Below are 14,454 nucleotides of genomic sequence, written 5' to 3' on the forward strand. Positions count from 1 at the left end.
GCCAGCACGCGGGAGAGGCCGTGCACGATCCGTGCGCGCTGCTCGTCGGGGATGCCGATGTCGACAGGGATGCTCATGGGTTCTCCTCGGGTGGTGTGCGCGACCGCGCCATGATCGCCACGGTACTCCGGCCGCCTCGCCGGTGAGGTGAGGACGGCCGAGGAGCCCGCCGCCCCGTGGGGACGACGGGCTCCCGACCTTCGTGCGGGCTGCTGACCCGAGGGGACGTGGTCGCCCCTGGCTCAGGAGGCCTTCTGCTCCCAGACGTGGCTCGTGCCCGGCCCCTTGCCGTGCCCGGGTCCGTGACCCTTGCCGTAGCCCTTGCCGGGACCCTTCCCATGGCCCCGACCGTGACCCTTGCCCGGACGGTCGGGGGTGGTGACGCCGTTGACGGCGGAGGTGTCCAGGCCGAGGCTGTACGTCGCGAACGCGATCGCCTTGCTCATGATGCCGAGCGCCTCAGGGTCGACGTTCGACAGGTCGTCCTGCGGGGTGTGGTAGTTCGGGTCGTACGGGATGCCCGCGGTGCCGCCGAAGAGCGCGACCTCGTCCTCGGTCTTGGACCCGTCGGCGCCCGTGAACAGACCCGAGGCCGGGACCCCGTTGACGATGAAGGCCTGATAGTCCGACCGACCCGAGAACTCGGTGTCGACCCACGGCTGACCGATGCTGTCGAGGTAGTCGGTGAAGACCGCCTCGGTCGCGATCGAGCCCTCGGGCACCTCGACCGGGGCCGGGTAGGTGGACTCGTCCGCGTCGTACACACCGATGACGTAGTTCGGCGAGCCGACCATGTCGAAGTTGAGGTAGGTCGCGATGCGGTCGAGCTCACCCTCCTGCTCGGCGAGCTCCTCGACGTACGCGGTCGAGCCGATCAGCCCGAGCTCCTCGGCGCCCCACCAGGCGAAGCGCACCGCGTTGGGCAGCTTCTTGCCCTTGGCGAGCTGGACCGCGACCTCGAGCAGCGCGGCCGAGCCCGTGCCGTTGTCGTTGATGCCCGGGCCGTCCTCGACGCTGTCGAGATGCGCCCCGAGCATCACCACGTTGTCGGCGCGACCGTGGCGGGTCTGGGCGATGACGTTGAAGCTCTCGGCCTCCTCGACGTGGAACCGGACGTCCAGGGTCAGGCTCACCGGTCCCTCGGCGGCAGCCGCGAGCACCGCCTGCCCGTCGGCCAGCGTCGTCCCGGCCACCGGGATCCCCACCACACCCTCGGCGCCCAGGGTCCCGAAGAGCATGCCCTCGGTGTTGTTGTGGACCACGACGCCGATCGCGCCCGCGGCCTCGGCGTTGACCGCCTTGTCGGCGAAGGCGCAGACACCGCGGCCGATCACGGCGATGGTGCCGACCGCGTCGACCCCGTCCCAGGTGTCGGCGGTGCAGCCCAGGCCGTCCGTCGGCGCCGAGGCGTTCCCGGTGACACCCCCCTCGGGGCTGCTGGGGGAGAACTGCATCTGGTCGACCTCGACGGTGAAGGGCTCTGCGGTGCCCACGGTCAGGCTCGCGGCGTCCACGACCTCGAGGTCGAAGGTGAAGTGGTCACGCTCGGTCCGGTACCCGGCGCGCCTGAGTGTGGTCTCGACGTACTCCGCGCTGGCCTCGTATCCCGGGGTCAGTGCCGCGCGGTTGCCGTCGTGGGTGTCGGCGATGGCCTGGAACCTCTCGAGGTGCCGCATCACACCCTGTGTGGTCACACGGTCGGCGAACCGCTCAGGTGTGTGGGGGTTCCCGTGCGCCGTCGCAGGGGATGCCATGAGGGTGCCCGCGGCCAGTGTGCTGGCGGCAACGAGGGCGACGAGGTGTCGGCGTGCTGTCACGATCTGCTCCTCCTCGGCGGGGGTGCCGGCGCCTCTTTGACACCGGATCTCCCGTCCCAATGCTGGCCAAGGTAGGCGCGGTCCGAGGAGTGAGGGAAGCCCCTGGGAGAAGTTGGTCTCTCACCCGGGTCGCAGCCGTGATGACGATCGCGCCCCGTCCTGGCCTGCGCGGACAGGTGGTTGAGGTGCGGCACGGGTCAGCACGAGACGGCTCCTGTCACGGAGCCGATGACCCCGTTGGTGGGCTAGGCGGAGATCGCGAGCTCCTCGACCTGAGCCTCCGCGGGGAGCTCGAGCGTGGTCCCGTCCTCCAGGACGACCAGGACGGCGTCGGTGCCGTCCTCCTCGACCACGTACATCGCCAGCTGCCCGCAGACGCAGGCCAGCTCCGCCTCGCCGTGGTCGTAGAAGACGCAGGTGTGGGTGTCGGTGGTAGCCATGCTCCGACGGTATGTCGCACCACTGACACGTCCGTGGTGCGACATGCGCCGCGCCGGTCCTTTCCCCGACTGCTCACCTGCGGGCCGGCGCAGCCGATAGGTCGACCGGACGGGAGACGCCGTCGTGGGCAGGAGGTGCACATGGCGCAGCGGACAGCCGCCGAGCAGCAGGTCGCCGAGCTGCTGCGCACCGCCAAGAAGGCCCTCGGGCTGAGCGTCTCCTTCCTGACCCGGATGGACGGCACCACCCAGCACCTCGAGGTGGTCGACTCCTCGATCCCGTTGCTCTTCCGCGAAGGGCTCGAGCTGCGTCAGGAGACCACCTTCTGCCAGGCGATCCACGACGGGCTGCTCCCTGCGGTGATCCCCGACGTGCGTGACCACCCGGCCGCGATGGCCCTGCCGGCCGCACGGTTCCCGCGGCTGCGCAGCTACGTCTCGGTCCCGGTCACCCTGAGCGACGGGACGTACTACGGCACCTTCTGCGCTGCGGGGCTGACCTCCGACAAGGGTCTCAACGCCCGGGACAAGGCCCTGATGGAGGTTCTCGCCTCGGCGGCCGCGGTGATCATCGAGCCCGGTGTGGTCGCCGGTGCCCTCCGCGCCGAGATCCAGGGCAGGCTCGGCCCGGTGCTCCGGGCTGGTGGCCCGACGGTCGTCCTGCAGCCCATCGTCGACCTCGCCACCGGCCGGCGGACCGGGGCCGAGGCGCTCAGCCGCTTCCCGGCGAGCTGGGGCAGGGCGCCCGACGTCGTCTTCGCCGAGGCGCACAGCGTCGGTGCCGGGCACGAGCTCGAGCTGCTGGCGCTCGAACGGGCCGCGGACCACCTCCCGGCTGTCTCGGGGTACGTCGCGATGAACGTCTCCCCCCAGACGCTGCTGACCCCGGGGTGTGCCGACCTGCTGTCCCGGCTGCCGGCGGCGCGCATCCTGCTCGAGCTCTCCGAGCACGACCAGGTCGAGGACTACCAGGCCCTGCACGCGGCCCTCGAGGGGCCGCGCGCCGCCGGCATGCGGCTGGCGATCGACGACGTCGGCGCGGGGTTCTCCTCGCTGCGCCACATCGTCCTGTGCGCTCCCGACGTCATCAAGCTCGACCGCAGCATCGTCGACGGGCTCAGCCACGACCCGGTGCTGACCACGCTGGTCGCGGCGCTGGTCGCGTTCGCCCACGGCAACGGCACCCAGGTCGTGGCCGAGGGTGTCGAGACCGCGGCCGACGTCGACGCGTTGCGCACCGTGGGGGTCGACCTCGCCCAGGGGTGGTACTTCGGGCGGCCAGGCCCACCCGAGGCGCTCGAGGAGGCCGTGCCGTCGGGCGCGGTCCTGCCCCGCCCCCGGGGGGCCGCGGCGCCGGAACCGACCTCGCACCCCGGCGTGCTCGCGACCTGACGAGGCCCGGGCCCGACAGGCGTCAGACCCGACGAGCCCAGGCCCGAAGCCACCGGGAGGGCGTCACTCCCAGCCGCGGGTCGCGTCCCGGAACCGGCCACGCGTCGAGCGGGCCGCCGCACGTCCCCGTTCGACCAGGGTGGCTGCGAGCACCGAGACGAGCCCCACCCCGGCGACCAGGAGCCACAGGCCGGCGTCGCCCCAGGCCGGGAGCAGCGCGACCAGCGGTACTGCGACCAGCACGACCGTCCCGGCCAGCACCACCAGCGCACCCGTGGCCACGCGTCGCCGCACGCGGGTCAGCACACCCCAGCCGATGACGGCCAGCCCGAGGGCCGTCGCGACCAGCGCGTGCAGCAGCGACTCGGTCACGGCCTGCACGAACGAGGCACCCACCACGAAGGCGACCCCGACGAGCTCGAGGGCGACGATCTCCCCTGAGGACGTGTCGGCGCCTCGTGCCCTGCGGTCCCGACGCCACAGCGCGACGACCGTCAGCAGGGCCAGGCCCACCGCCACCGTGTACCAGTGCGGCCCGTCGGCGAGGGCCGCCGGGACGGCGAGCAGCCAGGCGGCGCAGGCCAGGGCCGGTGAGGCCATCTGCAGCCCGACGGAACGCCACGCGACGCCGAGGGCGGCGACCTGGACCGCGGCCGTGGCCAGCACCGGGACGAGCAGTGCCGTGTCGGGCAGGTGCGCCGCACCCATGAGCGCCGCGATCACCGCGGCGGCCCCGGACAGACCGGTGGACGGTCGTGCCCAGGGACTGCCCGGTGCACGCACCGCCAGCGCGAGGGTCACAGCTGCCAGGAGGGCCGCCAGCCCGGCGAGCACCCCCACCCGCGCCGAGGCGGTGACCTCGCCGACGACGAAGGCGAGCAGCAGGGCTACCAGGACGGCGCCCGCGGCGACGTCGCGGAGCACGGGGAGCCGCAGCGGGGAGGCGGCGGTGACCAGGGCGGCGGCGACGAGCAGCACGCCGAGCACCACCCAGGGGCTCGGTGCGACCTCGACGGGTGACAGGTCGGCGACCCGCAGGCTGGCCGACGTCGCGACGCCCGTCACGGCGAGCGCCGCACCGCCCCACACCATGGGCCAGGACCGCTCGACCTGCCGCACGTGGGCCAGCCCGCCGATGAGCAGCGCCAGGCCGCCCGCACCGGCGGCCGAGACGTCGATCGAGGTCTGGGCCGACCACGCGAACCAGCCGAGCGCCACCGTCCACGACGCGAGGGCCGCGCCCACCCCGACCAGCTGACGCAGGATGTGCTCGTCACCGGTGGCCCGCACGGCCAGGGTGGTGTGCACCGCGGCCAGCCCGAGCAGGGCGAGCGCGAGCCAGCCGCTGCCGGCCTGCGCCGCACCGGCGAGGATCAGCACGGTCCCGGTCCAGCCGAGGACCTCGGCGAGTGCCCGACGGGTGCGCAGGCGCACCGCGACGACCACGGTCAGGGCGCCCACGACGGTGGACGTCGGGACGAAGGCAGGGGTGCCGAAGGCGACCAGCAGGGCGGTCAGCGCGACCGGGACGGCGGCGGCCAGCACCGGGACGTCCCAGCGGCTCCACCACAGCCGGTCGGGGGACGCCCGGTGCAGGGCCTCGGCGCACGCCAGGACGCCGGCGGTGACCAGGACGGCGATCCACGGTCGGTCCTCGATCTGGGGACCCGAGAGCCAGAGTGCACCCCACCATGCCGTGACGACGCCGAGCCCGCCGAGCAGTCCCGCGCGGGCCAGCAGCCCGACGGCGACCATCACCCCGGCACCCACGACGAGCAGCGTCCCGGCCGGGCGCGCGGGCACCAGCACGGCCGACATCAGCAGGCCGGCTCCCAGGCTGGCGCCACCCAGGGTGGCCGGGGCGATCAGGGCGCGCCGGCGGGGGATGGCGTGAGGGACCCACGACTGCCCCCGGAGGTCGGCCGCGGCAGCGCCGACCACCTGCGCCGCCCCGACCACCACGAGCGTGGCAGCGGTAGCGGTCGTGGCACCGAGCCCGGCGAACCAGGGCACCGTCTGCCAGGCCAGGAGCCCGAGCAGAGGAGTCGACGCCAGCCAGCCGACCCAGCGGACGGGCTCGGGGCGACGGTGCGCGGGGAGCAGCACCACGGTCAGCACCAGGGCGGCGAGGCCGGACACGGCAGGCCACGCCGCACCCGGGGTGGTGGCGCCGAGGACCGCTGCGACGACGGCGACCCAGGCCAGGGTGGTGCCGCGACGCACGGGGCGGTGGATGCGTGCGAGCCCCGCGTACAGCAGCGCGGTCGCCGAGACGGCGGCGGTGGCCCAGGGGCCCGAGAGCGGGACCAGGCCGGACTCGTCGAGGGCCAGTGACACGACGACCGGGAAGCCGATCGCGCCGAGGACCCACGGCAGGTGGCGTGCGAGCTCACCGCTGCGGGCCAGCGCCGCGCCCACCGGCGAGCGGTCGGAGTCGTCACGGACGGCCGTCACCAGGACGCCTGCGGTCGCCAGGCCCACCACGGCGACCGTCGACCAGCCGCCACCGGCCACCACCAGCGAGACCCCTGCGACCAGGTGGCCTGCACCACCCAGGTGGCTGCTCACGGAGCCCGGGCCGTCAGCTGCCACCCGTCGGGGGAGGTGCGCGCCCACGACCATCGCCAGTGCTGCGACGCCCAGGACGGTGCCACGCACGAGGTCCGGCACCTCGGCGGTCGAGCAGGCCAGCAGCCAGGCGGCCACGAGGGGAACGGGCACGGCCCACACCCTCACGGTCGCCGGCAGGGGTCCGACCGCCGTGGTGGCGGCCAGGGCGAGCAGGCAGCCGACGGCGACCCACTGCTCGGTCGGTGAGGCCGCCCCCAGCGTGCCGTCCAGGACGCGCGGCGCCCCCAGGAGCAGCGCGGCGGTGCCGACGACCGGGGACGCCACCCTCCACCAGGTGCGCCAGAACGCGTCGCCCGTGCCGCGGTCCAGCACAGGACGGGTCGCCAGGAGCGTGGCCAGCATCACGAGCGCCGTCGCGGCGACCACGGAGGTCATGAGGTCGGTCGCCCGGCCCAGGGCCACGACGGCAGCCACGGGCAGCACCGCGGCCGCTGCGTCGAGGGCCGTGGTCGTCTCCCGGGCGTAGGGCCGGGTGCGCCGGACCGCGGCCCAGCCGGCGACACCGGCGAGCAGGCCCGCGGCCCACGGCGCCTCCGGCCACGCAGCCACCAGGGCGATCCCCAGCCCCACCGCGGGCAGGGCGACGGCCGAGGGCGGACGGTGCCGCCGCCCAGCGACCTCCAGGAGCACGAGGAACCCCGCCGCGGACACCGTGGCGACCACGGCTCCGGGCAGACCCGGGACGAGCGCGAGGGTGACGACGGCCCACCATGCCGGCACGACGAGGTCGAGCACCTCGTCCGGGACCCGCGGGCGCAGCAGCGGCAGCGCCGCGAGGAGGAAGACCCCGGTGAGGCCGATCTCGACCGGGGGCCAGCCCTGCGCCGCCCAGGTCAGGAGGGCCAGGAGGGCGACGACGAGAGTGCCGGGCACCCCGGCGCTCACGGTCGGTCCGGCGAGACGCGCTGCAGGTCGCAGGCGTGCGGCGGCCAGGGTCAGCACGAGCGCGCCCGACAGCGCGGTGACCTGCGCGCTGCTCAGCACGGCCACCTGCTCCCCGACCGGCACCGGGCGCCCGACACCGAGCGTCGCGCCCGCGGCGGCGAACCAGAGCAGGGGGGCGACCAGGTAGCGCAGCCCGCTGGCCGGGTGCCGCTCGGACCACCAGGCGTAGGCCAGCGCGCCCACCAGGCACACCGTGGTCACCGCCACGACGAGGGACGAGCCCTGGAGGTCGGGCGGGAAAGGGTAGCCGTCCAGCACCGAGGTGATCACCATGACGGGCAGCAGCAGCCCACCGACCACCTCGAGCGCCCTGCCGACGACGGCGGCCCCGTGCCCGAGCAGGAGTCGCGCGGCGAGGAAGGGGACCGACGCGGCCGCGAGCTCGGCGACGGGGCGCATGGCCGGGGCGACGTCGGCGAAGGCGAAGGCCACCAGCCCGAACAGACCGACGAAGAGCAGCAGCACGCCCAGGTACGCGAGGCCGTGCACGGTCAGGTCGGTACCCACCACGTGGCGGGTGCGTGACCACCACCGGGCCAGCGGGGAGGGCTGTCGCGGCGCAGGGGCGCGCACCGGGGCCGGACGGCGGGCGGCGACGGGGGGCGTGGCGGCGGTGGCCGGGCGGGCGGCGACGGGGGTCGTGGCGCGGGCGGTGGCCGGGCGGGCGGCGACGGGGCGTGCGGTGGCCGTGGCGACCGCGACGGCGCCCGGCTGCGGACCGGTCCCCGTCCCACCCGCGGCCTCGGCGCGGAGCTCGGCCACCAGCGCGAGGAGTGCTGGCTGCTGGCCGACGGTCAGGATCCCGCGGGCCTGTGCCTCCGGGAGGAGGACCTCCTCGACCAGCTGGAGAGCGTCGTGGTCGGACGCGACGAGGGCACGGCGGACCGGGGTCGCGTCGGCCCAGACGGACCGACCGTCGCTGACCCACCGGGTCCAGCCCGCGCCGGACCAGAACCGCAGCGGAGCGCGCCGCATCGGATCGGGTGCCCACCACCCGTCCGTGCCGTGCTGGTCCGCCGAGCCCGGCATCCCTGGTGGCACGAGGGCTCCTCCGAGCGATGCTGGGGTGGGGTCGTGCTCCGGACGCGTCGCAGGCTACACGCACGGCGGGTCGTCGCGAGGGCGTCCTGCACAGGCCTGCGGGTGGTCGGTGTCGACGCCTCAGTCGCTCTCACCACTGCCGATCAGCAGGACGTGGACCCCGACGAGCTGCCTGATCTCGCTGCTCAACGAGATCAGGCGGCTTCGGCGGTTCGCAGGTGGTCGTGCCGGCCGCGACGAACCGGGCCGACACCCTCGACCCCGCACTGACCCGACCGGGCCGGCTCGACCGGCAGGTCCAGGTGCCCAACCCGGACCGCGCAGATCGACGCCGAGGGGTTGCGTCGAGGCGGGCCCTCAGGCCGTGCGGCCGTGCGACCCCAGGACCGCGGCGAGCTCGTGGGCGAGGGGCTCGTCCAGGACGTCCTCGACCGGTCGCGGCAGGCTTAGGCACCAGTTGGGCCACTCGGTGACGGTGCCGGGCATGTTCGGTCGTTCGGCGACCGCTCCGACGTCGTCCAGCGAGGCGAGCACGACCCGGGCCTTGCACGCCGCCAGCCGCTCGTACTGCGCGAGCACGGCACGGTGGATCTCCGCGGTGCCGATCGGCCCGTCGGGGTCGACGCCGGCTGCCGCTGCGAGCTCGCGGCGCACCCCTTCGAGCTGCTCGAAGTTCGCGGACTTGCCGATGCTGCGCAGGTCCTCCATGTCCGACCCGGTCAGCGTGCCGGCGATCGTGGCCTGGTCGTGGGTCGACGACGCGCCCATGACCGGCTCGGGGAACTGGTCGACGGGCAGTCGCAGGGCGGCGCGGTACCCGAGCATCCCGACCCGCTCCATGGTCTCGCGGACGCCCTCGGCGACGGTGCCCATGTCCTCGCCGACGACCCATGCGCCGGTCCGGTCGGCCTCGACCCGCAGGATCGCGAGCATGGCCTCGGTCGGGTAGTGGACGTAGGCGCCCTGCCCGGCCGCCGCGCCGGCAGGGACCCAGAACAGGCGCCAGAGCTGCATCACGTGGTCGATCCGCAGCGCGTCGGCGTGCCGCAGCGCCGAGCGGACCATCTTGATGAACGGGTCGAAGTCGGCGGCGACCAGGGCGACCGGGTTGAGCGGGGGCAGGCCCCACTTCTGCCCGTCGAGGTTGTGGCGGTCCGGCGGGCAGCCCACCTCGAAGTCGAAGCAGACCTCGTCCTGGTGGCCCCAGGCGTCCGCGCTGCTCGAGTCGAAGCCGACGGCGACGTCGGCGACGACGCTCGCCCCGGCGCGGCAGGCGGCACCGAACTGGGTGTCGGCGACCCACTGCGCCCACGCGTAGAAGGCGATCCGGTCGGCGTGCTCCGCGGCGAAGTCGACCGCGCCGCGGGGGTGGTGGTACTGCTCGGGCCACTCACGCCAGTTGCCGGTGCTGTAGGTCTCGGCCAGGACGCACCAGGTCGCGAAGCGGGTCAGGTCCTGACCGTGCTCGCCGACCCAGACGTCGTGCTCGACGGGCAGCTGGTACCGGGTGGCCTCCCAGATCCGCTCGAGGGCTGCCCGCTTGAGGGTCCACACGGTGTCGCGGTAGATGCGCCGCTGCTCGTTGAGCCCGCGGCCGGCCTGCGAGAGGTCGGTCAGGTCCACCTCGCTCGCGCCGGGGACGTCCTCGATCGCGATGTGCAGCAGCTGGAGCCACTGGCGTGAGGCGGGTGAGTAGGGCGAGGCCTGCTGGGCGGGCACGGGTGCGGCGGCGTGGACCGGCGAGATGAGCACCGACCGGGCCCCGGCGTGCTGCGCGGCCCGGGTGATGGTGGTGAGGTCGCCGAAGTCGCCGATGCCCCATGAGTCACGTGACCGGGCGGCGTAGAGCTGCACGGCCCATCCCCAGCCGCGCGGCGGCTGCGGGAGGCGCTCGGGGGCGCTGATCACCAGGCGGCGGGTGCCCTGCCGGGAGACGAGGTGGTAGTAGCCGGTCTCGGGGGCCAGGCCGTCCGGGGTCGCGACGACGTTCTCGTGCTGGTCGAGCAGCTCATCGGGGCCGTCGAGAGCGGGGTGGTGCTGCCCGGGGACGCACACGAGCGGCTGTTCGACGACGGGCCCGGCGCCGACAGCGGCGGCCATCGCGGCCAACGTCTGGGCGGGCGGCGTCTGGACGTGGCCGTGCGCGTCGACGTAGCTCTCCGGGATGCCGAGCTCGTCCAAGGTGTGCATCGTGCTCTCCAAGACGGGTGATGGTTCCGAGATGGTGTGCTGTGCCATGGGAGGACACACCTGACCCTTCGAAGCTGGGAGCTACGCTCGCTTGCAAGTTTCAGAAAGCGTAGACGAGTGTTGCAGACCCTGGCGGGACCTCATACCCCTGCCAGCGAAGTCGTCCAGGTGGAACCTGACCGGTGCGACCTCCGCTGCGCGGGGCCTTGTGAGGATGAGAGTCCCCGGGCGCCCAGTGATGACGCGAGCACCGGTACAACGGTCCCCGGCCAAGGGGTGTTCCCCACCAGTTCGTGATATTCGGCCCGTGCAGGGGGACCAACCTGCCACATCCACCTGGGAACGGTCTGCGACGGACCGGCGCGGGCACCCCGCCGACCCGGTCCCTCACCCCGCCCGGGGGGCCTCGGCAGCCACCCGCAGCGCCCACCGGACCAGCGGGACCTGCAGCGGGAGGCGCCCCCAGGCGACCGCCCGAACCAGCGCCGACCCGGCCCCCGAGCGTGCGCGCAGGGCCATCGTCACGTTCCCCGGGAACACCCCGACGAACAGTGCCGCGGTCGCCAGAGCACCCGCGCGCCGGGTACGGGGGATCGCCACCGCGACCGCGCAGGCGAGCTCGGCGACCCCGCTGCCGATCACCCACGGGCGCGGGTCGCCCAGTCCCCGGGGGATCAGCGACGCGTAGGCCCGGGGCGCGACCAGGTGGGTCGCACCGGCCGTCGCGAGCAGCGCGACCAGCGCCGTCGCACGGCCCTGGGCTGCGGTGGGGGACACCCGGAGGTCAGGCACCCACCGCACGCTACCGGCGGTCCCCGGGCCTCGGCGCGGATCTTCATCGAGCGATCCCTCGACGTTCACCCGCCCGGTGCGGGTGCGTCGCCCCGCCTCGCTAGACATCCCCTCGTGCCGGGACTCGCTCGGCCGCACTCCTCCCCGAGGGACTTCGATGCGCAGAACCACCCTGCTCGCCCCGCTCGCCCTGGTGGCGGTCGCCCTGACCGCCTGCAGCCCGGCGACCGCCGAGACCCCCGCCTCGCCTGCGACCGCAGGCGGGGCCTCACCTGCGGACTGCGGGACGACGATCGAGGAGATCGCTCGGGCCGCCGCCGCCGAGGGCTCGGTCAACCTCATCGCCCTGCCCGACACCTGGGCCAACTACGGCGGCATCCTGGCCGACTTCCGTGACGGCTACGGCCTGGAGGCGAAGGTCGCGAACCCCGATGCGTCGTCGGCCGACGAGATCACCGCCATCCAGACCCTGCGCGGCCAGGCCGACATGCCCGAGGTCGTCGACGTGGGTGCCTCGTTCACCCAGCAGATGATCGACGAGGGCTACGCCGAGCAGTACAAGCCGGTCGTCTGGGACGAGATCCCGGATGCCCTCAAGGACCCCGAGGGTCACTGGGTCGCGGCGTACTACGGGGTCATGGCCGTGGCGACGAACACGACCCTCGTCCCGCAGGCGCCGACCTCGTTCGCCGACCTCAAGGATCCCGCCTATCGCGGCATGGTGACCCTCAACGGCGACCCGCGCGAGGCCGGTGCGGCCTTCGCAGCCGTCATGGCGGCCTCGCTCGCCAACGGTGGCGACTTCGACGACATCCTGCCCGGGATCGAGTACTTCGCCGAGCTCAAGGAGATCGGCAACCTCCAGTCGATCGACGTGACCGAGGCCACCCTGGTCTCGGGCGAGGTCCCGATCGCCCTCGACTGGACCTACAACTTCCCCGCCATCGAGCCGATCATGCAGGACGCCGGCTTCGACATCCAGGTCACCGTCCCGCAGGACGGCGTCTACGGCGGGTACTACGCGCAGTCCGTCGTCACCGAGGCCCCGCACCCGTGCGCGGCCCGGCTCTGGCTCGAGCACCTCGTCGGCGACGACGGTGCCCTGGGGTACCTGGCGGGAGGCGCCATCCCGGCCCGGTACGCCGCGCTGGTCGAGGCCGGTCTGGTCGACGACGAGCTCGCTGCGAACCTGCCCGACGCCGAGACGATCGAGCAGATCACCTTCCCGACCCAGGACCAGATCAACGCTGCCAAGGCCACCCTGGCCGAGCAGTGGGGCCCGCTGGTCGCCGACAGGTGACCGACCTCCGGCTGGTGACCACCACCGGGTCGGCGTCCAGCCTGGACGCCGACCCGGTGGGTGGGTCGTCCCCCGAGGGCTCCAGGACGCCCGAACCGGGACGACCCGGGAGGGCGGCACGCGCCCGACGGCGATGGGCCCGACCGAGGGGGAGCACGCTCGCCCTGCTCCCCTTCCTGGCGTTCGTCGGGGTCTTCCTCCTGTGGCCGACCCTCACGGTGGTCGTGCAGTCGGTCACGCCGGACGGTGCGGTCGGGACGCAGGCGCTGATGCGGGCCATCTCGGGGCCGTACCGCAGCGCGTTCCAGAACTCGCTGACACTGGCCGCGGCGACCGCCGTGCTCGGCGGGGTGCTCGGGTTGCTGCTGGCCCTCGCGGTCCGGGGGATGAGCCGTCCCGCCTGGTTGCGTCCCGCGCTGGACGCGTGGTGCTCGGTGGCCTCGCAGCTCGGCGGCGTCCCGCTGGCCTTCGCCTTCGTCGCTGCCCTGGGTACCCAGGGGGCGCTCACCAAGCTACTCGCCGCTGTCGGGATCGACCTGGTCGGGTCGGGCTTCTCGCTCTCGACCCTGACCGGTCTGACGGTGGTGTACCTGTACTTCCAGGTGCCGCTGATGTTCCTCGTGGTGATGCCCGCCGTGACGGGCCTGCGCGAGTCCTGGCGCGAGGCGGCCACGCTGATGGGCGCCGGGCCGGTGCGCTACTGGCGCACCGTGGCCGCACCGATCCTGCTCCCCTCGACGCTGGGCGGGATGCTCCTGCTGTTCATCAACGCGTTCAGCGCCTACGCGACGGCCTGGGTGCTGAACTCGAGCGGCCAGCTCGTCCCGCTGCAGATCCGCTTCGTGCTCCAGGGCAACGTGATCACCGGTGAGCAGGACCTCGGGTACGCGTTGGTGACCTGGACCGTCGCGCTGCTCCTGGCGAGCCTGGGCCTGATGAGCCTGCTGCAGCGGCGCGCCGCCCGGTGGTCCCGCGGATGACCGCCACGACCGCGACACCGGCGCCCCCGCCGGCGGGCGCCCCAGCGCCGCGACGTGCACCGGTGGGTCGGCGCGGAGACCCGGGTGCCGGCCAGCGGCGCCCACGTCGCCTCCCGCGCGCCGGCCAGGTCCTGCGGTGGACGTACCTGGTGGCCCTGGGCCTGTTCTTCGTGGTGCCGCAGCTGGCGATGGCCCGCTTCGCCTTCCAGAACGTCCCGGTCGCCCTGCTGGACCGCGGCCGGCTGCTCGAGGGCTGGTCCCTCGACCGGCTCGGTCAGGCCCTGGGTGAGCCCGCCCTCTGGGAGGCCACTCGCACCAGCGTCGTGCTGGCCGTGCTCGCCATCGCCCTCAACCTGGCACTCCTGCTGCCGCTCGCGGTACTGGCCGAGATCAGGGCACCACACCTGCGCCCGGTGCTCACCGCGATCACCCTCCTGCCGTGGGTCATCCCACCGATCGCACTGGTCGTGGGGGTGGCGGCCACCTTCCGCGCCGTCGCACCGTGGTTCCTGGCCAGCCCGCTGAGCCTGGTGCCGTTCTACGCGCTGTGGGCGATGCCCTTCACCTACCGTGCGCTGGACGCGGGGCTGCGCAGCATCCACGCCCGCACCCTCGTCGAGGCCGCCCGCAGCCTGGGAGCGTCGTGGCCCACGGTTCTGCTGCGCGTCCTGGCCCCCAACCTCAGCGCCTCCGTCGTGGCGGCCTGCGGGCTCACCGCGGCCGCGGTGCTCGGCGAGTTCGCGTTCGCCTCGCTGCTGCTCAAGGAGACCTTGCCCACCTACCTCGTCAACTACCAGCGCTCCGCCCCGCAGGCCGGGATGGCCCTCGCGCTGGCTGTCATGGTCCTCACCGCCCTGGCCCTGGGCGCCGTCGTGCAGCTGTTGCGCCGGCGTGGGCTGGGCGTGAGCACCACCGGGATCTGAGAG

The 14,454-nt window shown here is 74.0% G+C and carries 10 protein-coding genes; 5 read left to right on the plus strand and 5 right to left on the minus strand.

The features are described from left to right. Window positions 1-242: 242 nt before the first annotated feature. Together M1R94_RS09925 and M1R94_RS09930 are read right to left on the minus strand one after the other, a co-directional pair. Entirely contained in the window at window positions 243-1,817 is a 1,575-nt protein-coding gene (locus tag M1R94_RS09925) for a M20/M25/M40 family metallo-hydrolase (RefSeq protein WP_249381539.1), read from the minus strand. Window positions 1,818-2,062: 245 nt separating this feature from the next. Continuing rightward, window positions 2,063-2,257, minus strand: coding sequence for a hypothetical protein (locus tag M1R94_RS09930; protein ID WP_249381540.1), 195 nt, complete (start codon window positions 2,255-2,257; stop codon window positions 2,063-2,065). A gap of 141 nt (window positions 2,258-2,398) precedes the next feature. Between M1R94_RS09930 and M1R94_RS09935 the strand changes: the two genes are divergently transcribed. Further along, entirely contained in the window at window positions 2,399-3,649 is a 1,251-nt protein-coding gene (locus tag M1R94_RS09935) for a sensor domain-containing phosphodiesterase (protein ID WP_249381541.1), read from the plus strand. Window positions 3,650-3,712: 63 nt separating this feature from the next. Here M1R94_RS09935 and M1R94_RS09940 read toward each other — a convergent pair whose 3' ends face one another. After that, a complete protein-coding gene (locus M1R94_RS09940; RefSeq protein WP_249381542.1) occupies window positions 3,713-8,266 on the minus strand; it encodes a hypothetical protein in 4,554 nt (1,517 codons plus the stop codon). A 224-nt stretch (window positions 8,267-8,490) separates the two neighbouring features. Here M1R94_RS09940 and M1R94_RS20915 point away from each other — a divergent pair, with 224 nt between their 5' ends. Next, the gene (locus M1R94_RS20915) at window positions 8,491-8,739 is read left to right on the plus strand and encodes a hypothetical protein (RefSeq protein ID WP_374109455.1); all 249 of its coding nucleotides are present in this window, start codon (window positions 8,491-8,493) and stop codon (window positions 8,737-8,739) included. Here M1R94_RS20915 and malQ read toward each other — a convergent pair. Both malQ and M1R94_RS09955 read right to left on the minus strand, forming a co-directional pair. After that, window positions 8,624-10,456, minus strand: a complete 1,833-nt coding sequence (malQ, locus tag M1R94_RS09950) for a 4-alpha-glucanotransferase (protein WP_249381543.1) — start codon at window positions 10,454-10,456, stop codon at window positions 8,624-8,626. The genes M1R94_RS20915 and malQ overlap by 116 nt on opposite strands. 387 nt (window positions 10,457-10,843) lie before the next feature. Beyond that, entirely contained in the window at window positions 10,844-11,248 is a 405-nt protein-coding gene (locus M1R94_RS09955) for a DoxX family protein (protein ID WP_249381544.1), read from the minus strand. A 157-nt stretch (window positions 11,249-11,405) separates the two neighbouring features. On the opposite strand from M1R94_RS09955, the gene M1R94_RS09960 reads away from it, so the two are divergent. The 3 genes from M1R94_RS09960 to M1R94_RS09970 are packed head-to-tail and all read left to right on the plus strand — an operon-like array spanning window position 11,406 to window position 14,451. Then, window positions 11,406-12,548, plus strand: coding sequence for an ABC transporter substrate-binding protein (locus tag M1R94_RS09960; RefSeq protein WP_249381545.1), 1,143 nt, complete (start codon window positions 11,406-11,408; stop codon window positions 12,546-12,548). Further along, on the plus strand, window positions 12,545-13,528 hold the full coding sequence (locus M1R94_RS09965) for an ABC transporter permease (RefSeq protein WP_249381546.1): 984 nt from the start codon (window positions 12,545-12,547) through the stop codon (window positions 13,526-13,528). Before M1R94_RS09960 ends, M1R94_RS09965 begins: the two co-directional genes overlap by 4 nt. Next, window positions 13,525-14,451: an ABC transporter permease gene (locus M1R94_RS09970; protein ID WP_249381547.1), complete on the plus strand. Its 927-nt coding sequence runs from the start codon at window positions 13,525-13,527 to the stop codon at window positions 14,449-14,451. The genes M1R94_RS09965 and M1R94_RS09970 overlap by 4 nt, the downstream gene beginning before the upstream one ends. The last annotated feature ends 3 nt before the right edge of the window (window positions 14,452-14,454 follow it).

This window comes from Actinotalea alkalitolerans, assembly GCF_023369855.1.
Classification (GTDB): domain Bacteria; phylum Actinomycetota; class Actinomycetes; order Actinomycetales; family Cellulomonadaceae; genus Actinotalea.

Bases quoted from the DNA above. Each gene is read 5' to 3' on its own strand.
- M1R94_RS09930 (WP_249381540.1), bottom strand. From the start codon at position 2,257: ATGGCTACCACCGACACCCACACCTGCGTCTTCTACGACCACGGCGAG.
- M1R94_RS09935 (WP_249381541.1), top strand. From the start codon at position 2,399: ATGGCGCAGCGGACAGCCGCCGAGCAGCAGGTCGCCGAGCTGCTGCGC.
- malQ (WP_249381543.1), bottom strand. From the start codon at position 10,456: ATGCACACCTTGGACGAGCTCGGCATCCCGGAGAGCTACGTCGACGCG.
- M1R94_RS09960 (WP_249381545.1), top strand. From the start codon at position 11,406: ATGCGCAGAACCACCCTGCTCGCCCCGCTCGCCCTGGTGGCGGTCGCC.
- M1R94_RS09970 (WP_249381547.1), top strand. From the start codon at position 13,525: ATGACCGCCACGACCGCGACACCGGCGCCCCCGCCGGCGGGCGCCCCA.